Below are 26,495 nucleotides of genomic sequence, written 5' to 3'. Positions count from 1 at the left end.
CTCTCACCATATGTTTAGGGCGAAAATATGGGCATGAGAAAGAAAAAATGGCAACCGTCAGGCCAATTTACGCGGCTGTGGCCCTCCGGTTGCCCAATCGAGCAACTCGACGGTGTGGACGACGGGAATACCTGTGCCCGACCCGATCTGCATCATGCAGCCGATATTGCCGGCCGCGATGATCTCGGGTGTTTTAGCCTCCAGATTGGTGACCTTGCGGCGTTTCAGTTCTTGCGAGATTGCGGGCTGCATCAGGTTGTAGGTCCCGGCAGAGCCACAACACAGGTGAGCATCGACCGGTTCCACCACCTCGAACCCCGCCCGTTTCAGCAGGGTTTTGGGGTGTGTCTTGACCTGTTGGCCGTGTTGAAGGCTGCAGGCCGAATGATAGGCCACACGCTTGTTCATTTGTGTCTCGGGCAGGTCCAGCGTCATCAGAAGCTCGCTGACATCCATCGCCATCGCCGACACCGTCGCGGCATGTTCCGCCAGCGCATCATTGCGGAACATGTGCCCGTAATCCTTCACCGTCGTGCCACAGCCCGAGGTGTTGATCACGATCGCGTCCAGCCCCGCGTCGTTCTTTTCGTGCATCCAAGCGTTGATATTGGCACCGGCTTGGGCGTGGCTTTCATGCTCCTTGCCCATGTGATGGGTCAGCGCGCCGCAGCAGCCCATGCCCTTGGCCACAACAACCTCGCACCCCAACCGGGTCAGCAGCCGGATGGTCGCGTCGTTGATGTCGGTGTCCAGCGCCTTCTGTGCGCAACCGGTCAGCAGCGCCACGCGCTTCTTGCGCTCGCCTTTGGCCGGAAAGGTTTGCGGTTTGTCATTCGGGCTGGGTTTGGGCAGCTTGGGCGGTGCCATTTCCAGCATCGCTTCCAGACGCGGGTCGGGCATGAATTTTCGCAGCGGGCGACCAAGGCGCGCAGCCTGCATCGCCAATCGGAACCGGCCCGGATAGGGGATGATCTGTGCCAGCGTCCAGCGCAGCATCCGGTCAAACAGCGGACGTTTATAGGTCTTTTCGATATGCGCGCGGGCGTGGTCGATCAGATGCATGTAATGCACACCAGACGGACAGGTCGACATGCAGGCAAGACAGGACAAGCACTTGTCCACATGCTCGACCGTTTTCTTGTCGGCGGGGCGTCCGGCCTCCAGCATATCCTTGATCAGGTAGATGCGGCCGCGCGGGCTGTCGAGCTCGTCGCCCAGCACCTGATAGCTGGGGCAGGTCGCGGTGCAGAACCCGCAATGCACACAAGAGCGCAGGATTTCGTTGGCGCGCTTGATCGCGGGGTCCTTGAGCTGTTCGTCAGTGAAATGCGTTTGCATGTCAGGCTCCCATCAGGCCGGGGTTTAGAATGCCGCGCGGGTCAAACTTCGCACGCAGGCCTTGGGTGAGCGCCGCGATTGGTGCGTGTTCCGGGTGGAACACAGGCACCGATGCGCGCGTTGCGGCACTGGCGCGGATCAGCGTCGCATGACCGCCGATATGGCTCAGATCGTCGCGGATCATCTTGGCCCCCGCATCGCCTTCGTCCGCGACGCGCAGCCAGACCAGCCCGCCGCCCCAGTCAAAGATCGCATCGGGCGACAACGCACCCAGTTCACGGACAAGCGCTGGGCCATCGGAGGGTTTGACCGAAATGCGCCAGACCGCGCCGTCTTTGCCAGCGAAGGGTGTGACGTCGCGCAGGTCGGACCAAAGGGCCGCGGACGCCGCGCCCTCGACCACATCGAAGCCATTCAGCACGCCGTCTTGCAGGGCTTTGGCGCGATAGGCAACCGATTGTTCCAAGCCCTCAAGCCGGATCATCGTCTGCCCGTTCATCTGCGCAGCACCGGTCACGTCGAACGGCGACCCTAGGGCTGCCGCCATCGAGGTCACGGCAGTTTCAGCCGATTGACCCTCGCAGACCAGCGTTGCCTCGGTTTCAGGAATGGCGAGCACTTTCAGGCTGACCTCGGTCAACACGCCCAACGTGCCCCAGCTTCCGGTCATCAGCTTCACGAGGTCATAGCCGGTCACGTTCTTCATCACGCGCCCACCGTTTTTCAAAACCTGCCCCTGCCCGTCGACAAATCGCACACCAAGGCAGAAATCACGGGCCGCCCCGACCTGAATACGCCGCGGGCCAGAGGCATTCGTGGCGATCACACCGCCGATGGTGGACGCGCCCTTGGTGCCCAGCAAAGCGCGCATGTCGCCCGGTTCAAAGGCAAGCCGCTGGCCTTCGGCGGCGAGCAGCGTTTCAATTTCAGACAGCGGCGTTCCGGCGCGCGCCACCAACGTCAGCGCGCCGGGTTCGTAAAGGGTGACGCCGGTCAGGCCGCGTGTCGAAAGCTCTGCCCCATCAACCGGCGCGCCGATATCGCGGGTGCCACCGCCTTGGACGCGCAAGGGGCCATTGGCCGCGACAATCGCCTCGGCCAGGTCTGCTTCAGTGGTCAGGGTCATGATGCGCGCCTTGTTTCCGTGCTGGCCAAGGGAAACACCTTGGCGGGGTTCAAAAGCCATGCGGGATCGAACACATCCTTGACGGCCAATTGGATCTCAAGATCCGTTTGGTTGTATTGCGAAACCATCAAGTCCCTTTTTTCAACTCCGACCCCATGCTCGCCTGTAAGGCATCCGCCGACCTCGACACAGAGCTTCAGAATATCGGCCCCGAACGCCTCGCATTTCTCAAGATCGCCGGGTTTGTTGGCATCAAACAGGATCAGTGGGTGCATGTTGCCGTCGCCCGCGTGAAACACGTTGCCAACGTCCAGCCCGTAGTCCTTTGACATCTCGCCGATGCGGCGCAGCACCAAAGGCAGTTCCGACACCGGAATTGTGCCGTCCAGACACATATAGTCGTTGATCTGCCCCATGGCGCCGAACGCGGACTTGCGCCCCAGCCAGATTTTCGCGCTTTCCTCAGCCGAGGTGCTTTCACGCAGTTCCACCGGGTTGTGCGTTCGCGCGATCTTCACGATGCGCGCCAATTGGTCATCAATTTCAGCGTCCGAGCCTTCGACCTCGATGATCAAAAGCGCTTCACAGTCGGGATATCCTGCGCCTGCAAATGCCTCGGTGGCGCGGATGCAGGGGCGGTCCATGAATTCGATTGCGACGGGCAGGATGCCGGATTTGATGATGTCAGAGACACAGGCGCCCGCGACTTCGTTGCTGTCAAAGCCAACCAAGACCGGACGTGCGCCTTCAGGCTTGGCAAGGATGCGCAGGGTCGCCTCGGTCACGATGCCCAATTGGCCCTCGGACCCACAGATCAGTCCCAACAGGTCCAACCCGCCCGCATCCAGATGCGCGCCGCCGATTTCCACGACCTCGCCATCGGCCATGACCATCGTCACGCCCATCAGGTTGTTGGTTGTCACGCCGTATTTCAGGCAATGCGCGCCGCCCGAGTTCATTGCGATGTTGCCCGCAATCGCGCAAGCCAGTTGCGAGGACGGATCGGGGGCATAAAAGAACCCTTCTTCCTCAACCGCACCTGTGACGGACAGGTTGGTGCGCCCTGACTGCACCCGGATGATCCGGTTGGCATAGTCGGTTTCCAGCACATCGTTCAGCCGCGCGACCCCAAGGATCACGCTGTCTGCTGTGGGCAATGCGCCACCGGCCAGCGATGTGCCTGCCCCGCGCGGCACAACTGGCACGCCTTCTTCGTGGCAGACGCGCATGACGGCCGAGACTTCCGCCGTGGTTGCAGGCAACACCGCGCAAAGCGGCGGGCATTTATACGCTGTCAGTGCGTCGCATTCGTAAGCACGGGTCTGGATTGGGTCATGCACGACCGCCCCGTCTGACAGCACCAATTGCAGACGCTTCACAATCTGGTCCTTGCGGTCAAGGATCGCGGCGTTTGGGGTCGGCATCTGCATCGGAATCCCTCCACTTTCGACAATTGGTAAAAAGATATTACCAATTTTCCGATTTGGCAACCGAAAGGAATGCGCATAGCGTGCGCTCATGTCTTTGACCGAACGCCTTTCACTGTTTTCGTTGATGGACGGCACCGCTGTCTGCCTGATCATCCTGGCCTGGAGCTTGATCGGCTGGCGGATTGAGCATGCCTCGCCCAATCGCCCCTCGGTCTCGCGGCTTATGGCGCAATATCGGCGCGATTGGATGGTGCAATTTGTCGACCGCGATCCACGCATCTTTGACAGCGCAATCCTGTCCACGCTGCGTCAGGGTGCCAGCTTCTTCGCCTCGGCATCAATGATCGCTATTGGCGGCGGTATGGCGTTGTTGGGCAATACAGATCGGTTGCGCGGGGTCGCACACGACCTGACCCTTGCCAGCGCGCCAGAGCTGGTGTGGGAGGTCAAGATCCTGCTGGTCGTTCTGTTTCTGGCCAATGCGTTTCTGAGTTTCGTCTGGTCGCATCGCCTGTTTGGCTATTGCGCCGTGGTTATGGCCTCGGTGTCCGTTGATCCAAGCGACCCGACCGCCCTGCCCCGCGCCCGCAAGGCAGGCGACATCAACATCTCGGCCGCGCGCAGTTTCAATCGCGGCTTGCGCTCGGTCTATTTTGCGATGGGGTCACTGGCGTGGTTGCTTGGGCCCGTCCCCCTGATCGCGGCGACGTTGCTGACCGTCATTGTTTTGTGGCGACGCGAATTTGCGTCCCATTCCCGCGCTGTTTTGATGCAGCCGGATGAGGCGTAGTTCTTAGGTCTGGCGTTTCGCAGGCTGACGCACGCCGCCGCGCCCCTCAACAAGCCATGCACCGATCAGGGTCAGGGCCGCAAGCGCCAGCATCAGCCAAGGTGGGGCCAGCGGTATGACGCGGATCGCCTGCGTCACATAGGCATCGCGCGGCGTGTAGCCGATCCAGCCACGCCCATGCGCGACCTGTCCAACCCGCACCGGGCGCAGAGCGGGCAATCCGTCTTCGATCCGGGCGACGGTGCCGCCAGTGGCATTTGTCAGGGGCGCGACGCCTGCCGGATCGGCAATCGGCTGGGCAAATTCGCGCGCCGCAGCCACGCCGCGCACCACCACAGTGGCCAGATCGCCCTGCGTCACACGAAACAGGCCATTCTCGGACGTCCCAAGATCGGCAGAGAACCTGCCCGGGCCAGTTTCATCAAGCCGCAACGCCGCTGTCGTGCCGTCAGGTGATGTCACGGTGGCCTCGGGCAGCGTGTCCATCATCGTGCGCCGGGTGATCAGCAGCCCCGCCTCGGTCGCTTCGGCCAAAAGCGCCTCTTCCTCTAGTTCGGGTTCGCGCATCAACCAGTGGGCCAACCGGCGCAACAGTTCAAGCTGGGGGCCGCCGCCTTCAAAGCCGCGCGCCCACAGCCACGCGTGGTCAGAGGCCAGAAGCGCCACCCGGCCCTCGGCCACGCGGTCGACGGTCAACAGCGCGCCGTCGTCGGGGCCAGACAGGATCGCGTGCCCCGACTTGGGGTCAAGCTCAACCCAGCGCAACCATGGACCCCAGCCGCCTTCGGGTACGTCGTCCTGCAAATCGCGGGTGACGGGGTGGCGTTGTCCTGCATCGGTCACCTTGGGACGGAAAGGCGCTTCGACAAGGCGCCCGGTTGGCAGGGCCGGCAGGATGTCAGACAGGCTGGAGCGCGCGATGCTGTCCGCGCTGGCCAGTGCCGGCCCCGCCGAAACCAGCACCGCACCGCCGCGTTCAACGTAAGACCGCACACTGTCCAGATATCCGCCCGGCAAAATTCCACGTAATCGGTATCGGTCGAAAATGATCAGGTCAAATTCGTCGATCTTGTCGACGAACAGTTCCTGAGTTGGAAAGGCAATCAGGCTCAGTTCATAGACGGGCACGCCGTCCTGTTTTTCCGGCGGGCGCAGGATGGTGAAATGCACGAGGTCCACCGCGCTGTCGGATTTCAGAAGGTTGCGCCAGGTCCGGGTGCCGGGATGCGGCGTGCCGGACACCAAGAGCACGCGCAGTCGGTCGCGCACGCCGTTGACCTCGATCACGGCGGCATTGTTGCGGACGGTCAGCTCTCCGTCTGCTGCGGGCAAGGTTACGTGGATCAGGTTGCGCCCCGCATGGGTCAGCGTCAGCGGCAAAACGATGTCTTCCCCGACCCGCGCCAACAGAGGCTCCGCCGGCCCCCCGTCATGCGACACCATCAGTTCGACCAAAGCGTTGCCAGCGACCGCGCTCGCGGTGGGATCTGCGCCCAACGCATCGACCCTTAAGTGAATTTCGGTTTCTTCGCCAAGGATGGCAAAGGCGGGCGCTTTGATGACTGATAAGCGCCAGTCCCAATCCTGAGCGCGCCCGGTCAGCATCGCGTGAAACGGCGCAGGCAGGCTGGGCGCGCTTGCGGGATCATGGATCACCCCATCGGTCAATGCCACCACACCCGCAACCCGGTCGCGTGGCAAGTCTGCAAGGGCAGCCGTCACAGCCGCCATCAGGTGCGTGCCGTCAGGGGCGGAAATGTCTGCAAATTCCGACAAGCGCCGCAGTGAAAGTTCCAATCCGTCACGCGCGGCGACTTGCGTCGGCAACGCCTCAAGCGCCGCAGATGACTGCGCTTCTCGGTCTGACAAGGTCTGCGAGGCGCTGTCATCAACAACGACCAGAAGGATATCGGACAACGGGTCGCGATCTTCTTGTTGCAAGGACGGGCCGGACAGGGCGACCAAAACCGCAAGCGCGGCGGCGGCACGCAGCGCCCAGCCTGACAGCCCCCGCCAGATCGCCAAGGCAAGCGCAAAGGCCACAAGCCCCGCCAGTGCCGCGATAGCCGGCCATGGCAGCCCCGGCGAGAAGATCAGCTCTGAAGCATTCATTCGCCCAACCTTTCCAGCAGCGCCGGCACATGCACTTGGTCGGATTTGTAGTTGCCCGTCAGAACATGCATGACAAGATTGATCCCAAACCGCATCGCCATCTCGCGTTGCCGTTCACCCGCTTGCCCGCGCCCAACCGGAAACATTGGCGCCCCGTCGGGCCGGATGGCCCACGCGCCCGCCCAGTCGTTGCCGCCGATGACCACCGGGCTGACGCCATCGTTCAGGTTGCGAAACGGCATCCCTTCTGCGCGTTCGGCGTTCGGGGGCGCCGCCTCGACCCAGGCGGGCCCGCGCGCGCGCCCGGGAAAGTCCTCGAGCAAATAGAAGGCGCGGGTCAGGACGTGGTCGCTGGGCACCGGTTCAAGCGGTGGCAACCCAAGCGGAAGCGCAATGGCGCGCAATCGGCGCGCGGCGGGACTTTCGCCCCCAAAGCCCGCGTCGCGCGTGTCAAACAGGATAAAGCCTCCCGCCGCCAGATATTGTTTCAGGCGACCATAGGCCTCTGGGCCGGGAAGCGCGGTTGTGTCAGTGATCGGCCAGTAAAGAAAGGGAAAGACCGCAAGCGCGTCGGTTTCGATATCCACCCCAATGGGCGGCGCTGGTTCGACGGATGTGCGTGAAAACAGCTCGTCCGACAGCCCCATCAGGCCTGCCTTCGCAACGTCATCAGTGGCGCGGTCACCGGTCAGCACATGGGCCAGCGTGACAACGGCTGCGGCTTCGACCGCGCCCGCAAGCGCATCCGCGTCATCGCTCTGCGCGACACCCTCGGACGGCGTGGCAAGACACAGCGCGACCAGAACCGCCGCTGCCTGCCCACCGGGTCGCGCCCTGAGCCGACCTGTCAGTCGCCCCGTCAACCACAGGCTGGCCAGCACATCCAGCACCCCCAGCCCCAAAGCGGCCGCCAGCAAAAGCGGCGCAAGATCGCGGGACGCGCGCGCCTCCTGCCATCGGGGCAAAATGCGGTCGGGCCACGCGGCAGCAGACAGGTTGGCGTTGTCAGTCAGAGTGTTGACCGCGAACAGGCGGTCCCCTTCGGCATACAGACCCGGCGGCACCTCGCGCCTGGCCCCCGCCAAGAGATCGGGGCCCGGAATACCTGCTTGCGCGCCCGCCGGCCCCAGCTGGCCAAACGGATCAAGCAGGCGCGCGGCCACCCATTGCGTACCCTCCAGCGCCTCGGGCTGAAGCTGTCCCGGCGGCGTCGAGACAGCCAGCCGTTCAAGCATCTGAACGAACAACCCGGACAGTGCCAAGGACGACCATTCCGCATTGGCCGAAACGTGAAACAACACAACCTGCCCGCTGCCCAAGGCCTTGCGTGTGACAAGCGGTGTGCCATCGGCAAGCGTTGCGAGGGTCTTGTCTGCAAGGTCGGGGCTGGGTTCGGCCAAAATCTGGGCGCGCACGGTCACATCAGGTGGCACACGAAGCCCATAGAACGGCGAAGTTTCAGGGAATGGGGCAAGCGCGCGCGGGGCACCCCAGCTCATCGCGCCACCCACCACACGCCCACCCGACCGCAAACGCACGGGTAGCAAGATGTCTTCAACCCCGCGCCCCGTGTCGGCAGCCGCCAGACGCGGCCCGGCGAACCGCAGCAACAAGCCACCCTGCGCCACCCACGACGCCAAGGCCTTCTGATCAGGCTCTGCCAAGTTGGGAATGTCTGGAAGGATCACCACTTCCGGGCCGGCTTCGATCAGGGTCTTGATCACATCGGCTTCGACCACCTCGGCCGAGGGCACAAGCGCCTCGCGCAGATAGTGCAGCGGCGACAGCAGCTCCAACCCTTCGCGCGACTGAACACCGGTCAGAAGCGCGACCCGACGGCGGCGCAGGCTGTCATCGGCCAAGGTGATCGCGCCCGAGGCACGTTGATCCTCCACCTGAAACCGGGTGATCCGGTTGCGAAGTTCGGACGGCAGATCAAGGCGCGCCTCTTCACGCACTGCCCCTGCCCCGAAGGTCACCATGGTCGAGGCCAAGACGCGCTCAACCCCCGACGGGTCCGGCCCGACCCCTTGCAGCTGAATGCTTTGTTCCGTGATCGCCGGGCTGCGCAGTGCGGTCAGCACCAATGCGCCGTCTTCGACCTTCACGGGCAACAGACCCAAGCGCGGCGCGGTGGGCTCCAGCACATCGACACGCCCTGCGGCTTCAAAGGCGGTCAAAAGCGCGGTGCGGCCATCGCGCGCCAGCCCATCGGACAGCCAAATCGTGTCGACTTGCCCGATCCCGGCCACCCAATCCGGAGCAGACCCGTAGTCTGCATTCCAAGCGACGGGCAACAAACCGGGCAGTCGCGCCCGCCAATCGCCCGCGCTTTGCCACTGCGGCGGTGCAGCGTCGGCTGTGGCCACGGCGTGTGACAAGGCGATCGCTACAGGGCGGCCCGCCTGACCTGCCTGGTCCAACTGATCTTCGATGGCAGATATCCGTTGCGGCCAGTCCGCGGCAGACGCCCAATTCGCATCGACGAAAATCAACAGCGGGCCGGACCGGGCCTGGCGGACTTCCGGGTTCAGGACCGGCCCGGCAAACCCAAGGATCAACGCCGCAACCGCCAACATGCGCAACAAAAGCAGCCACCACGGGGTGCGTTCACTTTCTGCGTCTCGATCCTCTAACCCCAACAACAGCGTCACGGCAGGAAAGATCTGACGGATCGGCGCAGGTGGCACCGCACGCAAGAGCCACCACAAGACGGGCAACGCCACCAGCGCGGCCAACAGCCAAGGGGTCGCAAATGCGATGGGAAGGCCCAGGATCATCGGTGCCCCTCGATCGCGTGGTAAAGCCACAAAAGGGCCGCGCTGTCCGCATCACCGCTGTGGTGGGTGTGGAATTGCCAACCCGTGCGACGCGCAAGATCTGCAAGGTCCGCCTTGCGTGCCGCCAGACGGTCCAGATACCGGCTGCGCAAGTCGCGTGCTTCGCGCGTGTCGTGTTCCAACCGGCCACCCATATCCTCGAACACCATACGGCCACGGAAGGGAAATGCTTCTTCGACCGGGTCAAGGATCTGGAACAGAACGCCGGTGACACCCCGGTCGGCCGACTTGGCAACAGCTTTCGTCACAGGATCGAGGTCACCCAGGAAATCCGACAGAAACACCGCACGCGACCGGGCCGGCGGGTCTGCAAAACCGGTCGTCTGCGCAGGCGCGATTAGCGCAGATGCCATGCGCGACAGGGCGAGCTCTCCGCGCCCGGCCGGGGCCGCGTTGGTGGCCAACCCCACACGTTCGCCGCCGCGCACCAGAAGGGTCGCCAAGGCCATCGCGATCAGACGCGCCAGCGCGCCTTTTTCGGGCACATCCGGTGAGGATGCAAACGCCATCGAAGGCGACGCGTCCACCCAAAACAGCACGCTTTGCGCCGCCTGCCATTCTTTCTCCTGCACATAATGATGATCCGACCGGGCCGACCGACGCCAGTCGATACGGTGCGCAGGATCACCGGGCTGGGCCGGGCGAAACTGCCAGAACGCATCCCCCTGACCTGGCCTGCGGCGACCATGTTCTCCCAGTTCGACGCTTGCCGCCAAATGACGCGCCTGCGCCAAAAGGGGCGGCAAGCGTTCTGCCAGCGCCTCGGCGCGGCTACGTAATATGGGCTGCGCGGTCACGCCGCCGCCACGGATTTAGTGGCCTGTTCCACCACGGCGTCAATTACTTCGGTCAGGGTATGGCCGGCCGCGCGCGCCCGGTAACTCAGCGCCATGCGGTGGCTCAGAACGGGGCGGGCCAAGGCGCGCACATCGTCGATGCCCGGCGCAAGCCGCCCGTCGATCAGCGCACGTGCCCGCGCCAAAAGCATCAGCGCCTGTGCTGCCCGCGGTCCCGGCCCCCAGCTGACCGCGTCGCGCACGATCTGGGGGGCGGTGTCATCGTCAGGACGACAGGCGCGCACGAGGTCAAGGATTGCTTCAACCACGCTTTCGCCCACTGGCATCCGACGCAGCAACGATTGCGCTGCAAGCAATTCAGCGCCGGTGAATACCGGTTCCGCCTGCGCCTCATCGGTGCCGGTCGTAGCCAGCAGGATATCACGTTCTGCATCCCGGTCGGGGTATTCCACATCGACCTGCAACAAGAAGCGGTCCAACTGCGCCTCTGGCAGCGGATAGGTGCCTTCCTGCTCCAGCGGGTTTTGCGTGGCCAGCACATGGAACGGCGTGCCCAGTTCATGGGTCTGCCCGGCGACTGAAACCTGATGTTCCTGCATCGCTTGCAACAGCGCGGACTGGGTGCGGGGGCTTGCGCGGTTGATCTCGTCCGCCAAAAGAAGCTGGCAGAAGATCGGGCCTTTGAGGAACCGGAACGACCGCGCGCCATCTGCGCTTTCTTCCAGCACTTCCGCCCCAAGAATGTCTGATGGCATCAAGTCAGGTGTAAACTGGATGCGCCCCTCACGCAGCCCCATCACGGTGGACAAGGTTTCCACCAGCCGCGTTTTGCCCAAGCCCGGCAGGCCAATCAGCAGCGCGTGACCGCCGGCCAGCAAAGCGGACAGGGTCAGATCAACCACCTGATCTTGCCCGATGATCCGGCGGGCAATCATCTCTTTCGCGCGGGCAAGCGTGCCGCCGAGGGCTTCGATCTCGTCCAAAAGGGCTTCGTTGGTCATGGATATTCCTCCGCTCCGCTATTACATTTCATTAAAGGCCAAACGCGTCGGGGGAACAAATGACAAAAGCGCCAAGTGACGGGAAATCGCCGGAAAAAGCTGCCGTCGGCGGAAACATGACCGAAACGCTGGCCGCAGCCGCGCGTAAAGCGGGCAAGAAAGGCCCGCCGCCGGTCCATCTTTGGAACCCTGATTTTTGCGGTGACCTGGACATGCGGATCGCGCGGGACGGGACGTGGTTTTACCTTGGCACGCCTATTGGGCGGCATGAGCTTGTGAAGCTGTTTTCATCCATCATTCGCAAGGACGGCGACGACTATTTCCTTGTGACCCCGGTCGAGAAAGTCGGCATCACCGTCGATGACGCGCCCTTCGTCGCCATCGACTTTGAGCCATCTGGCACGGGCCGCGATCAGGTGCTGACCTTCACGACCAATGTGGGCGACGAAACCAGCGCGGGCCCGGACGCCCCTATTCGCGTTGTGCGTGACCCGGACACTGGCGAGCCTTCGCCTTATGTGCTGGTGCGCACGAACCTTGAGGCGCTGATTGATCGCAAGAGCTTTTACCGACTGATCGACCTTGGCGCGCATGAAGATCAGGACGGCGAAAGTTGGTTCGGGCTGTGGTCGGGCGGCACGTTCTTCCCGATCATCCCCTCCGTTGATCTGGACGTCTGACAGGCATCAAGACGCCCCCCATGTGTCTTTCAGGCGATAGCCTTCGGGCCAGGGGTCGGACGGGTCCAGCATGTGCTGGTGAACGCCGGTGATCCAGCCACGACCCGAAATGGACGGCACGATTGCGGCGCGGCCCCCAACTTTGGCGTCCCGCACAATCTGTCCGGTGAAGGTGGACCCGATGATCGAGGTCGCGACAAGCTTGTCTCCAACGCCCATTTCGCCCTGCGCGGCCAACACCGCCATGCGCGCAGACAGGGCGGTGCCAGTCGGTGATCGGTCTACTTTTCCCGGCTGAATGGCAACGGCGGCGCGGGCTGTAAGGTGATCCTTTTCACGGCTGAGCGCCCCGGCAAACAAGCAAAACGAGATATGGTCCCAATCCGGGTTTTCCGGATGCGTAAAGCCAAGCTGTTCATTTGCCGCATTGGTGATCCGCACGCCCAGCCGCGCAATGTCGGCGGCTTCATCCTCGCAAATGCCAAAGCCCAAAGCAGCCGCGTCGACAATGACAAAACTGTCGCCGCCATATGCCGTGTCGACGGTTAGACTGCCCACGCCCTCGACCTCAAGCGGCACGGACAGACGGTCTGCGAAGCTTGCAACATTCTCGACAGTGATGCGGTGTGCCTTGCCGTCTTTACAGTCTGCGCGAACGCGCACCAGCCCACCCGGCGCTTCAAGCACCAGTTCCGTCACCGGCTCGGTCATCGGGATGATGCCGCTGTCCAGAAGCACCGTTGCCACGCAGATCGAGTTGGACCCGGACATGGGGGGCGTGTCCTCAGGCTCCATGATGATGAACGCCGCATCGGCGGCGGAGTGTTTTGGGGGCACCAGCAGGTTCACATGGCGAAAGACGCCGCCGCGCGGTTCGTTCAGGACGAAATTGCGCAGGGTCTGATCCTTTGCGATAAAACGGCTTTGGTCCCAAATCGTATCGTCGGGCGGCGGCGCGACACCACCGACGATCACATCGCCCACCTCGCCTTCTGCATGGCAGGAAATCACGTGAATGGTCTTGGAACTGCGCATTTTCTTGGCCCCTCGCGGATGTTCAGCCCCACCACTGTCCTTGCCACGATGCCCCGGCACAAGAAGAATTCGCCTCGCCCCGCTGACGCCGATGGGCTAGAGAGCAGGCATGAGCACCACAGACACATTTGAAATCTTCCTTGTCGCCCCACCGGGTCTGGAACCCGTGTTGGCCGAGGAAGCCCGCGCCGCAGGTTTTGCAACCCCAACGGCCAGCCCCGGCGGCGTCACCACGCAAGGCGGCTGGGACGAGGTCTGGCGCGCCAACCTGACCCTGCGCGGCGCAACCCGTGTGTTGGTTCGACTGGGCAGCTTTCGGGCGTTTCATCTGGCGCAACTTGATAAACGGGCGCGCAAGTTTCCGTGGGGGGATTTTCTGCGGGCGGACATGCCAGTGCGGGTCGAAGCCGTGTGCAAGCGGTCGAAAATCTATCACCACAAGGCGGCCGCCCAGCGGGTCGAAAAGGCTATTTCCGAGGAATTGGGCGCGACAATCTCGAAAGAGGCCGCGCTGGTTTTGAAGGTGCGGATTGACGACAATCTGGTGACGATCAGTCTGGATAGCTCGGGCGAAAGCCTGCACAAGCGCGGCTATAAGACCGCGACCGGCAAAGCGCCGATGCGTGAAACCCTTGCGGCCCTGTTCCTGAAGGCCGCAGGCTATGACGGACAAGACCCCGTGCTGGACCCGATGTGCGGATCGGGCACGTTCTTGATCGAAGCAGCCGAAACGTCCGTGGGCCTGTTGCCCGGCCGCGCGCGTTCGTTTGCGTTTGAGAATTTGGCGAGTTTTGATGCCGACGCTTTCGCCAAGATGAAAGCAGCAGCGCAAGTTGAGGTTAAGGCCGACACACCCCGCTTCTTCGGGTCAGACCGAAATGCAGGCGCGATTGCCAACAGTCGGCAGAACGCCGAAGCCGCTGGGATTGTCGCCTTAACCCAATTCACCGAAGGGTCGATCAGCGATCTGCAACGGCCGGATACATCCCCCGGCCTTGTTATCGTGAACCCGCCTTATGGTGGGCGGATCGGCAACAAAAAACTGCTGTTTGCGCTTTACGGATCGCTGGGAAAGGCCCTGCTGGAAAGGTTTTCGGGCTGGCGGGTTGGGATCATCACAAGCGACGGTGGGTTAGCCAAGGCGACCGGTCTGCCCTTCCTGCCCCCCGGCCCGCCGGTCGATCACGGCGGCACCAAAGTGAAACTGTATCAAACGGCCAAGCTGCCGTGATGGCAATCGAAAAGGCCGGACAGAACGCCCGGCCTTTCGTCTCTCATGCGACTTGTGTCACAGACCCCATTTCGCGGCAGTTTCTGCGAAGAACCCTTGTTCTTTCTTCACTTTTACCCAGCTGTTTACATAGTTGATCCACACCTGATCGCTCTGCGGTAGGATCATCGCAATCGGGGTCGGTTCACGCGGGGCTTCGACCGGCACAGCAGTCACTTGGGGAAATTTCTCGGTCAGTGTGGCACCTTCGATGTTCGACGTGATGAACACATCGGCGCGTCCGGCCAGAACCTCCTGATAGCCGCGCGCGGGCGCTTCGACCACTTTGATATCTGCTTCCGGGAACCAGTCGCGCACCATCTTTTCAAACGAGGTGCCAAGCGTGGTCGCAACCTTCACATCAGGTTTGTTGACCGTCTCCCAGCCATCAAACCTCGCAACCTTGTCTTCAGTGGTGAAGGGCAGGATTTGCACTGAAATGTAAGGCTCGGAATACCCCGCAACTTTCATCCGCGACGGCGAGATCGAGGCAGAACCGGTCATGTGATATTTCCCCGCCACGATCCCGTTCACCAGCGTTTTCCAATCGGTGGGGACGAATTCCAGCTCGACCTCAAGGTCTTTGGCCAGCTCGGTCATGACGTCGATGTCATACCCACGATAGCTGTCGGTCGCTGGGTCTTTCATCGTCATCGGGTTCCAATCGCCCGTCGTGCCCACCTTCAGGACGCCGCCCGAAAGAATATCGTTCAGAGCGGATTGGGCCTGTGCCCCGCCAGCCAGCATCGTCATTGCCAGCAACCCGGCCCCCAGAGTTCGCAGAAAGTTCATCGCGCGGTGTCCTTTTGGTGGTTATAAATTTCTTAGCAAGTTCATATACCATACGGATCAAAGCGGCACTTGGCCTTGCCGCTCACAATCAGTTGAACGGATCGCAGGCGATAGAACAAGTGACGAACACCGAGCACAGCAAGCACGCGATCACGATGGATGCGGTCAGCAAATGGTATGACGATTTCCAAGTGCTACGGGATATTTCGCTGACCGTGGATCACGGCGAAAAGCTGGTGATCTGCGGTCCGTCCGGGTCGGGAAAGTCCACAATTGTCCGCCTTCTGGCGGGGCTTGAGACACACCAGAAAGGCACGATCCGGGTATATGACCAACCGGTTGATGCCCAAGGTCGCGGCGATATTGGCATGGTTTTTCAGCAGTTTAACCTTTTTCCACACCTAAGCGTTCTGGACAATCTGACGCTGGGTCCGATGCGCGCACTGGGGATGCCAAAACCGGAAGCCCGCGACCGCGCCATGGCTTACCTAGAGCGCGTGCGCATCCCCGAACAGGCCGACAAACGCCCCGGTCAATTGTCCGGCGGGCAACAACAGCGCGTCGCCATCGCCCGGTCCCTGTGCATGGAGCCAAAACTCATGTTGTTTGACGAACCCACATCCGCGCTGGACCCGGAGATGATTGCCGAAGTGTTAGAGGTGATGGAGGATCTGGCTCGCGATGGCATGACAATGATCTGCGTCACCCATGAAATGGGGTTCGCGCGTCGCGTGGCCGATCGTGTCGCCTTCATGGACAACGGCGAGATCGTCGAGATTGAGCCCCCCGAGATCGCCTTTACCGCGCCGAAATCTGCCCGCTTTGCGCAGTTTCTTGACAAGATCCTGAAGCATTGAGGCGTGCAATGATCATCCGTCCCCGCCTGATCCTCGCTATCGTATCCCTGAGCGCATTGGCGGCCTGTTCAGCCCCGCCGGGCACGTGGGGGTGGTATGTTGTCGATCCGAGCAATCCGTCGGGCTGGACCAATGTGAAATTCCTGCTCAGGGGGTTTAGCTCGACCATCCAGATTTCGGTTCTGGCGGCAGTCGCGTCCATCATCATTGGATTGTTGGTCGCCCTGCCCGCCTTTGCACAAAGCCGCTGGCTGCGCCTGCCCAACCGGATTTATGTCGAGTTCATCCGCGCGATCCCGCTTTTACCAATGCTGTTTTGGGTGTTTTACGGACTGCCGGTCGTGTTGCGCTCTATGGGCATCAGCCTGAACATCGACCCGTTTTGGGGAGCTGTCATCACGCTGGCCCTGTCCGATAGCGCGTTCACGGCCGAGATTTTCCGGTCTGGCATTCAAGCCGTCCCGCGGGGACAGGCCGAGGCCGCGCAGACCATCGGGTTAAGCCGTGCGCAGGCGATGCGCTATGTCATTCTGCCGCAAGCGGTGCGGCGCATCCTGCCGCCATTGGCCAACCAGTTCATCTATATCGTGAAGATGTCCGCCTTTGCGTCCGTCATCGGGATGGAAGAATTGACCCGCCGCGCCAACGAGCTTGTCGTCACCGAATACCGCCCGCTGGAGATCTATACGCTGCTGATCCTCGAATATCTGGTGCTGGTCCTGATCATCTCGGCGGGCGTGCGCTGGTTGGAGCGCAAGATGGGCGCGAATGAAAGCCGCTAGACAGCCTGCCAGACGGTGGGCGCGGCACTATTGCAGGTTGGTTGCGTAGTCACTGACCAGTAGATGCGTCGGTGGCACGTCTTCATCTACCTGCGCGAACCGCCCGATGGGGTCGCGGAATATATTGTCTGTTTCATCGTCGTTAACGGTCGAAACCTCGCCGATCAGAACATCGCCGCCTTCGCCCCAAAACGCATGCCAGTCGCCGGGCATCAGGGTGACGCTTTCACCGGGTTGTAGGCGCAGCTTTTCGCCGGGGGCGAACGCCCGGTGCACACCGTCGCACATGACCGTTCCGCCTTGATCCTCAGCAAACCCGCCCTGATCATCCGAGCCGAAGAGCTCGACCACCAACGTGGCACCGCCCCGGTTGATGATATCCTCGGCCTTCAGCAGATGGGTGTGCATGGGCGACAGCTGGTCCTGCCGCGAGATCAGCAGTTTTTCCGCATAGCACATGCCCCGACCAGTCTTCAGGTCAGTCAACCGACCATTGCGCAAGGTGAACAGGAACAGTCCCATCCGGTCGAAGTCACCCGCGCCATAGTCGGTAATATCCCAACCACAGCGCGCGTCGATCACATGCCGGGCGGCATCTTTGCGGGTGGTGAAGTCTTCAGGAGTCCAGTTGGCAAAGGGTGGCAGAACGAAGCCATGCCGGGCGATCAGTTCCCGCGCGTCACCCATGATCGCGTTGATCCAAGACCGTTTCATAAGCAGCACTCCTGTCGTCCTCTGCAGACACAGGGCTAGAACGCTGGCGCGCCCGGATCAATGGAAATCCATTCTGATCAGTTCAGGTCTTCCAGCAGGCGGCGATGCTTTTTCGCCTCGGCTATCGCTTCGGCAAGGGTCGCGATGCCCTTGCTGTGCAGCATGGCCAGCATCTTGCACAGCACTTCCGCGGTTGCGTGTGCGTCGCCCATCGCGGTGTGCCGCAATTCGGCCGGGATCACCACGCCAAGGCGCTCACACAGCGCATCCAGCGTGTGCACCTCGGTCGTGCCAAAAAGCACGGCCGATAACAAGACCGTGTCAAGGATCGGATGGGTCCAAGTGACGCCGCAAGCCTCTGCATGGCGGCGCAGAAAGGCCATGTCGAACGGGGCGTTATGGGCGACAAGCACCGCGCCGCGGGCGAAATCATTGAGGTGCCGCCCCGCTTGAACGATCGTCGGCTTGCCAGCCACCATCGCATCACTGACCCCATGCACCTTTGTCGATGCCGCCGGGATCGGCATTTCGGGATCGACAAGTTGGTTGATGGCTTCGCCGGGCACAATCTTGCCCTTCACAACGCGCACCGCACCGATCTGCACAATCTCGTCCTTATGTGGCAACAGGCCGGTGGTTTCGGTGTCAAAAACCACATAGGTCAGGTCGTTCAGCTGCATGTCCATCAGGTTGTCTGTGGCCTGCCCCTCCATCAAATCGAAGTCGAACACCACAGGGCGGCTTTCGTCTGGCGCGAAATTCGCATGCGCCTCGTCGATCATCAGAAGGTAGCCTTCGCCGGGGGCCAGAGGTTTGAGGCGGCCGTCAAACTCAAGCCCATTGGTGGCGGGCAAGTCCGTAAACCGATGCTCCAATCCTGTCGAAATCATCTTCTTGTGGGCCGCGATAAACGCCTCTTTCTGGAAATAATCAAAGATCGAGGCATTCAGGCGCGCGGGACACACTTGCGACAGGACGCCTGCGGCTTGGGTGTCATACAGCACGATCTGGTGGGAGGGGTTGACCAGCACCATGGCCACGGGAATTTCTGACAAAAGTGCCGTCAGCCGAGCTTTGTCCGCCGACAACCGCGAGGTTTCAGCAGCGACGATGCTGGCCTGATCCATGGTCGATTGCATCAACTGCTCCGATACGGCTTCGGCTGCAGGTGCAAGGTCGCCCAGATAACGCGCCGCATGCTGGTCAACACCGCCAGCCCCTGCATGCGCCCGCGACCGCAACCCCGAAGCAAGCCGGTCAATCGGGCGGGCCACGTTTTCATCGAACAAGAACCAGACACCCGCGGTCAAAGCCAACAGGCCAAAGCCTGCCAAAACACCGGCCAACACGAACCCCGAGGATAGATCGGTGGTTACAGATTTCTGATGGCCAAGAACCAAGGCCCCGACGACCAAGGCAACGCCGGTCACCGCAAGAAAGGCAAAGAACAGGAAAATGCGCAAACGAAGGGGAAGGGTTGTCAGGGCTTTCATGAGGGGGCCTCCACATTGCAGATGGCAGTCAGTAAGGGATCATCGTCGCCGACCTTAACCCAGTCAACGCCGGATACCTCGCCCGAGGCATCGAACGCGACCGCGTCAATCAGCGGCGCGCGCCGCCCCGCCGCACAATCTGCCAGAACGACCATCTTTTCCGGCGCGGACCAACGCCCCATGAAGATTGTGTCGATCATTCTGAGGGCAGGCTTTTGGGCATGCGTCCGCAGCGATGGCTGGTCGACCGCAACGAAGCGTTCGACAAACGGGACCACATAGGTCCAGGGCCGATAGAGCGACTGGTTCTCAATCTCGATCACCACCACGAGTCCTTCGGGCAGATTGTCGGCGGTGCGCCCAAACCAGGCATATTCATTGGCCACTGTCGTCGCGATCATCGCGAAAGCTGCGCCGAGCGGCGTGACCCATTTTGGCAGGCGCCCCGCCGTCAGTTTGTTCAGGATCAACGCAACGCCGGCACCTGCAACCCCGGCAACCAGTGTCGCAACCATTTCGAAAAACATTGGTTCTCCTTCCCATTTTTACCGCGTGTTTCGCGGTGTTCAGCCCAGCATACCGCGTCCATGCCCGATGGCGCTTTGCATGGATTTCACCACGACAAACGCATCGCGCAGGTGGCTGCGTTCAAATTCCGACAACCCAGACGGGGGCAGGAAATTGTTGGGTGCCTGCCCGGCTTTCACGCGCGCGGCCTGATGTTCCAGACGGGTTTCCGCGATCAGGTCATAGGCATCCAACAAGTCCTGTCCACCTGATTGGCTAAGCGCCCCGGCCTGCATAGCGGCCACCAGTCGGGCGCGGGTGTTCACTTCGGTCAGTTCGCCCTGCAAGGCATAGACGCGCCCAAGATCGACCACCGGAACAACACCGTTATGTTTTAGGTCCAACTGGTTTTTGTGTTCGCCAGACCGGATCGTCGCAAAGCCGCGCAACAGCCCCAGCGGCGGTGTGTGCTTCAGGCTGTTGGACACCATATGCGCCACGAAGATCGAGTTGCGCGCAGCCAGTGTCAGGGTTTCGGACTGAAGGTCGGCAAACAGCGACGCGTCGCCTGCGATCGGGCGCAGGTCGAACATGACAGACGCCAGCATCTGCGCCTCGGGGACGGGCTTGGCAATCCAGCCCGCGAAATAGCTGCGCCATTTGGACACCGGCTGACACCAACGCGGGTTCGTCGCCATCATGTCGCCGGGGCAATAGATATACCCACAAACATCAAGCCCATCGCAAACAAACTTGGCCAGCGCCGCAAAATAGCCTTCGCGGTCAGCATCGGTCACGTCATCGGACAGGATCATGCAGTTGTCCTGATCGGACACGCCAGTTTGTTCCTGACGTCCCTGACTGCCACAAGCCAACCAAAGGTAGGGGGCAGGCGCCGGACCAAGCTTGGCCTCGGCCAGCGCGACAAGGCGACGTGTGGCGGTGTCTGCTATGTCGGTGATCAGACGCGTGACCACCTGATGCGGGCTGCCTCCGGCCACAAGCTGCACCAAAAGTTGCGGAATGCGGGCCGTGACTTTGCGCATATCCTCAGCCGAGTTCGCTTGCGCGATCTCACGCACCAATTCGGCCGAGCTGACGGCCTGAAAGCGCGTCAGATCGGTCTGGCTGACGATGCCCACCAGCTTGCCCCCTTCGACGATCGGGACGTGACCGATGCGTCGTTCCATCATCACGTGCAACACATCAGAGCCGATGGCGCTTGGGGCCAGGGTAATTGGGTTTTGCGTCATGATCCGCGAGACGGGCGCATCAATCGGAAGCGCTTCGGCCAGCACTTTGCCGGACATGTCGCGGGTGGTCAGGATGCCGGTCAGTGTGCCGCCCTCGGTGACGCAAAGCGATGACACGCGGTTGTCGCGCATCAGAATCGCTGCGGCCTGAACCGTTGCGTCGGGGGCGCAGGTCACAGGATTTGACGCCATGAATGTGTCGACCTGCGTCGTGGCAAGCTCCTGACGGTTCTGCTTTGATGGCTTGCCACCGCGGGTCCGGTCAAAAAACAGGCGCACGGGGTCATGCGCCTTCATCAACGCATGGAACGACTTGGCGGGCAGGATCAGAAGCTTTGCATCCGTTTCGGCACGTGCCGAGGTGATCGCCACGCCGTTGCGCAGCAGCCCGCGTTCACCGAAGCTGTTGCGCAGCCCCAATTGGCTGACGACCTCGCCGTGCTCGTCGGTGACTTCGACCGCGCCTTCGTAGATGATGAATATCCCGGCAAGTGTTTCGCCCAGACCATAGATTTGTTCGCCAGCACTGACAGCACGGCCTTGGATTTCCGGGACAAGTGCCTGACGCGCATCTTGCGGCAATGCATCATAGGGGTGAACGGAAGACAGAAAGCGAAGGATCTGGTCTTGGGTAAGCGGCATATTGGTGCGCCTTTATATGCAAGTAAAAGTCCCGCCCGGTTTGCACCGGACGGGACAGGAATGAAAGGGGGCGGGGCGTCGCAAGGACCACCCGCCCAATCCTTTTACTTGTTCTGAGCCGCACCGGCGCCACGCGGAACGCGCACGCTTTCCACCAGTTCGCGGATGTGCTCGGGTGTCGGTTTGGTCATGCCCGACACAACATAGGCCACTGCGAAGTTGATCGCGGCACCGATTGCACCGAACGACGTCGACTTGACCGTTCCCAGAAGCGGGTTGGCATCCGTGAAGCTGTTCGTGTCAGGGATGAAGAACCAGCCCTTGTGCAGGAAGATGTAGACCAGCGTCACGATCAGACCTGCCAACATGCCAGCGACGGCGCCGGTGTTGTTGATCTTGGTCGAGAAGATGCCCATCATCAGCGCCGGGAAGATCGACGCGGCTGCCAGACCGAAGGCAAGTGCCACGGTTTGCGCTGCGAAGCCCGGAGGGTTCAGACCCAGATAGGTTGCAACAACAATCGCAACCGCCATGGCAATACGCGCTGACAGAAGTTCGCCTTTTTCCGAGATGCCCGGATTAAACGAACCTTTGATCAGATCGTGCGACACAGCGGACGAGATGGCCAGAAGCAGACCAGCGGCCGTTGACAGCGCGGCGGCAAGACCACCTGCGGCAACCAGGCCAATCACCCAACCGGGAAGGTTGGCGATCTCGGGGTTGGCAAGAACCAGGATGTCGCGGTTGAAGTTGGTCAGCTCGTTTCCGGTCCAACCCTTTTCAGCAGCGATGGCCTGAAGGTCTTCGTTCTTGTCGTTATAGTACTGGATCGCACCGTCGCCGTTTTTGTCTTCCCAGCCCAGAAGGCCGGTTTTCTGCCACGTGGCCATCCAGTCGTAACGCTCGTCGTTTTCGATCTGCTCGACCGTCACAGCGCCACCTTCGATGCCACCATTCGGCCACATCATTTCCGAGATGTTCAGACGTGCCATGGCACCAACAGCAGGGGCTGTCAGATACAGCAGCGCGATGAACACCAGAGCCCAACCAGCCGACCAACGAGCGTCCGACACTTTAGGCACGGTGAAGAAGCGCATGATCACGTGCGGCAAACCAGCCGTACCGATCATCAGCGACAAGGTGAACAGCACCATGTTGAACGTGTCCGCATGGTGGGCCGTGTATTCAGCAAAGCCAAGTTCACGGACAATCGCGTCCAGTTTCGCCAAAAGCGGCTCGCCGGATGCAGCATGGTCACCGAACAGGCCAAGGGCCGGGATCGGGTTGCCGGTCAGCTGCAACGAGATGAAGATGGCCGGAATGGTGTAGGCCATGATCAGCACGACATATTGTGCCACTTGCGTATAGGTCACACCTTTCATGCCGCCGAACACAGCGTAGGCGAACACCACACAGGCGCCGATTAGCAAACCCGTTGTGTTGGACACTTCAAGGAAGCGGCCGAACGCAACACCAACACCCGTCATCTGACCAATCACGTATGTGGTCGAGGCCACGATCAGGCAGATTACGGCCACAATACGTGCCGTGGGGCTGTAGAAGCGGTCACCGATAAATTCCGACACGGTGTATTTACCGAACTTGCGCAGATAGGGCGCGAGCAACAAGGCCAGCAGCACATAGCCGCCAGTCCAGCCCATCAGGAATGTGCTGTTGTCATAGCCGGTAAAGGCGATAAGACCCGCCATCGAGATGAACGAGGCTGCCGACATCCAGTCAGCGGCCGTTGCCATCCCGTTGGTGACGGGGTGAACGCCACGCCCAGCGGCGTAGAATTCCGAAGTCGAGCCCGCACGGGCCCAGATTGCGATGCCGATGTAAAGCGCGAAGCTCGCGCCAACAAACAGCAGGTTGATCGTAAACTGATCCATCTGTCCCTAATCCTTACTCTTCGTCGACGCCGTGTTCGCGGTCGAGCTTGTTCATGCGCCAGGCGTAGTTGAAAATCAGCGCCAGGAAGACGATGATTGAACCCTGCTGGGCAAACCAGAAGCCCAGATCGGAACCGCCTACGGCGATGCCCGACAGCATAGGGCGCAGCAGAATGCCGAACCCGAATGAAACGATCGCCCAGATAACCAGGCTGATCAAAATGATGCGCACGTTGGCTGACCAATACGCGCTTTTGGATGAGTTGTCGGCCATGAAGCCTCCTCCCTCTGACGTTCCTCCAACAAGGCCGCTCGTGCGACCCTGCCTTTCCGTGTCTTATGCAATCGCGTCTTTAACAATTGCATCCAGTGCACCTGCAATCGCGCCGATGTCTTTCATGGCATCGACGTTTTGCAGGTTGCCCTTGCCCTCGTAGTAGGCAATGAGCGGTGCCGTTTGTGCGTGGTAAGCCTCTAGCCGGCTGCCCACGGTTTCGGCGTTGTCGTCGGCGCGGCGCTTCATGTCCGTGCCGCCGCATTTGTCGCAGACGCCATCCTTGGCGGGCTGCTTGAACTGGTCGTGATAGCCTTCACCGCAACCACCACAGGTGTAGCGGCCCGAAATGCGGGCTACCATCGCGGCGTCATCCACATCAAGGCTGATCGCGGCGTTGATCCGCTGTCCGCTTTCTTCCAGCAGCGCATCCAGCGCCTTGGCCTGACCGGTGGTGCGCGGGAACCCGTCAAGGATCACGCCCTTGGCGCAGTCAGCGTCCGCAAGCCGGTCGCGCAGGATCGCGATGACGATGTCGTCAGAGACCAGACCGCCCGCCTCCATCACTGCTTTCGCAGCCTTGCCAGCGTCGGTGCCAGCCGCAACCGCAGCCCGCAAAAGGTCGCCGGTGGACAGTTGAACAAGGCCAAACTTGTCTTCCAGCATCCGTGCCTGGGTGCCTTTTCCAGCCCCCGGAGGACCAAGCAGGATCAGGACGGGCGCGGCGGTTTTCGTTGCGCCGTCCATCATGCGTCACCCTTTTTCAAACGGTTGTCGATCAGATCGTCCACCACTGACGGGTCGGCCAAAGTCGAGGTATCGCCCAGCGCGCCAAAGTCATCTTCGGCGATCTTACGTAGGATGCGGCGCATGATCTTGCCCGAACGGGTTTTCGGCAAGCCCGGCGCCCACTGGATGTGATCAGGGCTGGCAATCGGGCCAATTTCCTGACGGACCCAGTTGCGAAGCTCGGTCTTCAACTCGTCGGTATATTCCTCGCCGTCCATCAGAGTGACGTAGCAATAGATGCCCTGCCCTTTGATGTCATGGGGGAAGCCAACCACGGCGGCCTCGGACACTTTGGCGTGGGCGACAAGTGCGCTTTCAACCTCGGCAGTGCCCATGCGGTGACCCGATACGTTGATCACGTCGTCCACACGACCAGTGATCCAGTAATAGCCATCCGCGTCACGGCGACAGCCGTCACCGGTGAAGTAATAGCCTTTGTAGTCCGAAAAATAGGTGGCCACGAAGCGGTCGTGATCACCGAAAATCGTGCGCATCTGGCCGGGCCAGCTGTCTTTCATGCACAGAACGCCTTCGGCTTCGGTCTCGTGAATTTCTTCGCCCGTGGTGGGTTCAAGAATGACGGGCTGCACACCAAAGAACGGCGTGGTGGCCGAACCGGGTTTGGTTGCGGTCGCGCCGGGCAGCGGGGTCAGCAGGTGACCACCAGTTTCCGTCTGCCACCACGTGTCGACGATCGGGCATTTTCCCTTGCCGACAACGTCGTTATACCAATTCCACGCTTCCGGGTTGATCGGCTCGCCCACGGTGCCCAGCACTTTCAGGTCGCTCAGATCATACTTGGTGACGAACTCCTCGCCGCGGGCCATCAGGGCACGGATCGCGGTGGGCGCGGTGTAGAACTGGTTGACCTTGTGTTTTTCGCACACGGCCCAGAACCGGCCCGCATCCGGATAGGTCGGCACACCTTCGAACATTACCGTGGTCGCACCGTTGGCCAAGGGGCCATAGACGATATAGCTGTGGCCTGTGACCCAGCCCACGTCAGCCGTGCACCAATAGACATCGCCTTCGTGATAATCGAACACATACTCATGGGTCATCGCCGCATACAGCAGATAGCCGCCTGAACAGTGCTCAACACCCTTCGGCTGGCCCGTCGAGCCCGACGTATACAGGATGAACAGCGGGTCTTCCGAATTCATCTGCTCGGCGGGGCAATCAGCAGACGCACCTGCCATCGCCGCGGTGTAGGAGTGATCGCGACCAGCCACCATGGGCACATCGCCACCCGTGCGCTCGACCACCAGAACTGGCGTCTTGCCAAGATCACCATGATCCAGCGCCGCATCCACATTGGTTTTCAGGGGCGTGTTACGCCCGCCTCGCGGCGCTTCGTCCGCTGTGATGACCAGAGAAGCCTCGCAACCCGCAACGCGTGCCGCCAAAGCTTCGGGCGAGAACCCGGCAAAGACGATCGAGTGGATCGCGCCGATACGCGCACAGGCCAGCATCGAATACGCGGCCTCTGGGATCATCGGAAGATAAAGAATAACACGATCGCCTTTCTTGACGCCCATGCCCTTCATTACGTTGGCCAGCTTCGACACGTTTTCGTGCAGCTCGCGATAGGTGATTTTCTTGTCGAGGTTGGGATCATCGGATTCCCAGATGATCGCGACCTGATCGCCACGAGTCTCAAGGTGGCGGTCGATACAGTTTTCCGAGACGTTCAGTTCGCCATCTTCGAACCACTTGATCGACACGTCCGGGTGTTTGAACGTCGTGTTCTTGATCTTGGTGGGCGTCTTTGACCACGTCAGGCGCGTCATCTGATCGGACCAGAACGCTTCTGGGTCATTCACCGAAGCGGCATACATCTCTTTGTATTTCGCAGCATCAATATGAGCGTTCGCGACAAACTCCGCAGATGGGGCGTAAGTTTTATCGGCCGTGTTTTCCAACGACATGCAAGGTCCTCCAAATAAATCCTCCGGATCGCGCATGGCGCGACAGGTGATGGAAAGGACGTTTGACAACCCGATCCCCACCGTGGCTGAAAATAGTGGGATAAACAGCCGAGAAACAACAGTTTTTCTGTTAATTTATTTAACTCGCAGCAC

General features: G+C 61.2%; 22 protein-coding genes. 5 read left to right on the top strand and 17 right to left on the bottom strand.

All coding sequences use genetic code 11. From position 1 onward, the window contains the following. Positions 1-57: 57 nt before the first annotated feature. The 3 genes from glcF to ACXYMP_RS05325 are packed head-to-tail and all read right to left on the bottom strand — an operon-like array spanning position 58 to position 3,894. On the bottom strand, positions 58-1,338 hold the full coding sequence (gene glcF, locus ACXYMP_RS05335) for a glycolate oxidase subunit GlcF (protein WP_298567800.1): 1,281 nt from the start codon (positions 1,336-1,338) through the stop codon (positions 58-60). A 1-nt stretch (position 1,339) separates the two neighbouring features. After that, positions 1,340-2,464, bottom strand: coding sequence for a glycolate oxidase subunit GlcE (gene glcE / locus ACXYMP_RS05330; RefSeq protein WP_458904780.1), 1,125 nt, complete (start codon positions 2,462-2,464; stop codon positions 1,340-1,342). Beyond that, a complete protein-coding gene (locus ACXYMP_RS05325; RefSeq protein ID WP_458904778.1) occupies positions 2,461-3,894 on the bottom strand; it encodes an FAD-linked oxidase C-terminal domain-containing protein in 1,434 nt (477 codons plus the stop codon). Before ACXYMP_RS05325 ends, glcE begins: the two co-directional genes overlap by 4 nt. Positions 3,895-3,982: 88 nt before the next feature. Here ACXYMP_RS05325 and ACXYMP_RS05320 point away from each other — a divergent pair, with 88 nt between their 5' ends. Beyond that, on the top strand, positions 3,983-4,684 hold the full coding sequence (locus ACXYMP_RS05320) for a DUF599 domain-containing protein (RefSeq protein ID WP_298567808.1): 702 nt from the start codon (positions 3,983-3,985) through the stop codon (positions 4,682-4,684). Between the two features lie 3 nt (positions 4,685-4,687). Here ACXYMP_RS05320 and ACXYMP_RS05315 read toward each other — a convergent pair whose 3' ends face one another. The 4 genes from ACXYMP_RS05315 to ACXYMP_RS05300 are packed head-to-tail and all read right to left on the bottom strand — an operon-like array spanning position 4,688 to position 11,434. Continuing rightward, entirely contained in the window at positions 4,688-6,796 is a 2,109-nt protein-coding gene (locus tag ACXYMP_RS05315) for a hypothetical protein (protein ID WP_458904776.1), read from the bottom strand. Beyond that, positions 6,793-9,576 carry a DUF4159 domain-containing protein gene (locus ACXYMP_RS05310; RefSeq protein ID WP_298567813.1) on the bottom strand — a complete coding sequence of 928 codons (2,784 nt, stop codon included), beginning with the start codon at positions 9,574-9,576 and terminating at the stop codon, positions 6,793-6,795. Before ACXYMP_RS05310 ends, ACXYMP_RS05315 begins: the two co-directional genes overlap by 4 nt. Beyond that, entirely contained in the window at positions 9,573-10,433 is an 861-nt protein-coding gene (locus tag ACXYMP_RS05305; protein WP_298567816.1) for a DUF58 domain-containing protein, read from the bottom strand. The genes ACXYMP_RS05310 and ACXYMP_RS05305 overlap by 4 nt, the downstream gene beginning before the upstream one ends. Further along, positions 10,430-11,434: an AAA family ATPase gene (locus ACXYMP_RS05300; protein WP_458904773.1), complete on the bottom strand. Its 1,005-nt coding sequence runs from the start codon at positions 11,432-11,434 to the stop codon at positions 10,430-10,432. Before ACXYMP_RS05300 ends, ACXYMP_RS05305 begins: the two co-directional genes overlap by 4 nt. A 116-nt stretch (positions 11,435-11,550) precedes the next feature. On the opposite strand from ACXYMP_RS05300, the gene ACXYMP_RS05295 reads away from it, so the two are divergent. Then, positions 11,551-12,114 carry a DUF1285 domain-containing protein gene (locus tag ACXYMP_RS05295; RefSeq protein WP_298568814.1) on the top strand — a complete coding sequence of 188 codons (564 nt, stop codon included), beginning with the start codon at positions 11,551-11,553 and terminating at the stop codon, positions 12,112-12,114. A gap of 6 nt (positions 12,115-12,120) precedes the next feature. On the opposite strand, the gene ACXYMP_RS05290 is transcribed toward ACXYMP_RS05295, so the two are convergent. Beyond that, positions 12,121-13,149: a trans-3-hydroxy-L-proline dehydratase gene (locus ACXYMP_RS05290; RefSeq protein WP_458904771.1), complete on the bottom strand. Its 1,029-nt coding sequence runs from the start codon at positions 13,147-13,149 to the stop codon at positions 12,121-12,123. Positions 13,150-13,258: 109 nt separating this feature from the next. Between ACXYMP_RS05290 and ACXYMP_RS05285 the strand changes: the two genes are divergently transcribed. After that, positions 13,259-14,380 (top strand): THUMP domain-containing class I SAM-dependent RNA methyltransferase, encoded by a 1,122-nt coding sequence (locus ACXYMP_RS05285; protein ID WP_458904769.1) that lies wholly within the window; start codon positions 13,259-13,261, stop codon positions 14,378-14,380. Between the two features lie 57 nt (positions 14,381-14,437). On the opposite strand, the gene ACXYMP_RS05280 is transcribed toward ACXYMP_RS05285, so the two are convergent. Next, positions 14,438-15,211, bottom strand: coding sequence for a transporter substrate-binding domain-containing protein (locus tag ACXYMP_RS05280; protein ID WP_458904767.1), 774 nt, complete (start codon positions 15,209-15,211; stop codon positions 14,438-14,440). Positions 15,212-15,366: 155 nt separating this feature from the next. On the opposite strand from ACXYMP_RS05280, the gene ACXYMP_RS05275 reads away from it, so the two are divergent. Both ACXYMP_RS05275 and ACXYMP_RS05270 read left to right on the top strand, forming a co-directional pair. Next, a complete protein-coding gene (locus tag ACXYMP_RS05275; protein WP_298568816.1) occupies positions 15,367-16,068 on the top strand; it encodes an amino acid ABC transporter ATP-binding protein in 702 nt (233 codons plus the stop codon). Between the two features lie 8 nt (positions 16,069-16,076). Further along, positions 16,077-16,850, top strand: coding sequence for an amino acid ABC transporter permease (locus tag ACXYMP_RS05270; protein WP_298567829.1), 774 nt, complete (start codon positions 16,077-16,079; stop codon positions 16,848-16,850). A gap of 27 nt (positions 16,851-16,877) precedes the next feature. Here the strand turns inward: ACXYMP_RS05270 and ACXYMP_RS05265 are convergent, their stop codons facing one another. The 8 genes from ACXYMP_RS05265 to acs form a co-directional block, all read right to left on the bottom strand. Continuing rightward, positions 16,878-17,564: a D-lyxose/D-mannose family sugar isomerase gene (locus tag ACXYMP_RS05265; protein ID WP_458904764.1), complete on the bottom strand. Its 687-nt coding sequence runs from the start codon at positions 17,562-17,564 to the stop codon at positions 16,878-16,880. Between the two features lie 77 nt (positions 17,565-17,641). Further along, on the bottom strand, positions 17,642-19,057 hold the full coding sequence (locus ACXYMP_RS05260; RefSeq protein WP_298567835.1) for a 3'-5' exonuclease: 1,416 nt from the start codon (positions 19,055-19,057) through the stop codon (positions 17,642-17,644). Continuing rightward, positions 19,054-19,584 carry a hypothetical protein gene (locus ACXYMP_RS05255; protein WP_298567837.1) on the bottom strand — a complete coding sequence of 177 codons (531 nt, stop codon included), beginning with the start codon at positions 19,582-19,584 and terminating at the stop codon, positions 19,054-19,056. The genes ACXYMP_RS05260 and ACXYMP_RS05255 overlap by 4 nt, the downstream gene beginning before the upstream one ends. Positions 19,585-19,623: 39 nt before the next feature. Next, positions 19,624-21,459 carry a DUF294 nucleotidyltransferase-like domain-containing protein gene (locus tag ACXYMP_RS05250; protein WP_458904762.1) on the bottom strand — a complete coding sequence of 612 codons (1,836 nt, stop codon included), beginning with the start codon at positions 21,457-21,459 and terminating at the stop codon, positions 19,624-19,626. Positions 21,460-21,563: 104 nt separating this feature from the next. Next, entirely contained in the window at positions 21,564-23,351 is a 1,788-nt protein-coding gene (locus ACXYMP_RS05245; RefSeq protein WP_298567840.1) for a sodium:solute symporter family protein, read from the bottom strand. Between the two features lie 13 nt (positions 23,352-23,364). After that, entirely contained in the window at positions 23,365-23,625 is a 261-nt protein-coding gene (locus tag ACXYMP_RS05240) for a DUF4212 domain-containing protein (protein ID WP_298567842.1), read from the bottom strand. A gap of 63 nt (positions 23,626-23,688) precedes the next feature. Continuing rightward, positions 23,689-24,372 (bottom strand): adenylate kinase, encoded by a 684-nt coding sequence (locus ACXYMP_RS05235; protein WP_298568818.1) that lies wholly within the window; start codon positions 24,370-24,372, stop codon positions 23,689-23,691. After that, entirely contained in the window at positions 24,372-26,342 is a 1,971-nt protein-coding gene (acs, locus tag ACXYMP_RS05230) for an acetate--CoA ligase (RefSeq protein WP_458904759.1), read from the bottom strand. Before acs ends, ACXYMP_RS05235 begins: the two co-directional genes overlap by 1 nt. Positions 26,343-26,495 lie beyond the last annotated feature (153 nt).

It is taken from the genome of Aliiroseovarius sp. CAU 1755 (genome assembly GCF_054482655.1).
Note: the sequence above shows the minus strand (reverse complement) of the source record. Positions and strands in the feature narration are given on the sequence as shown.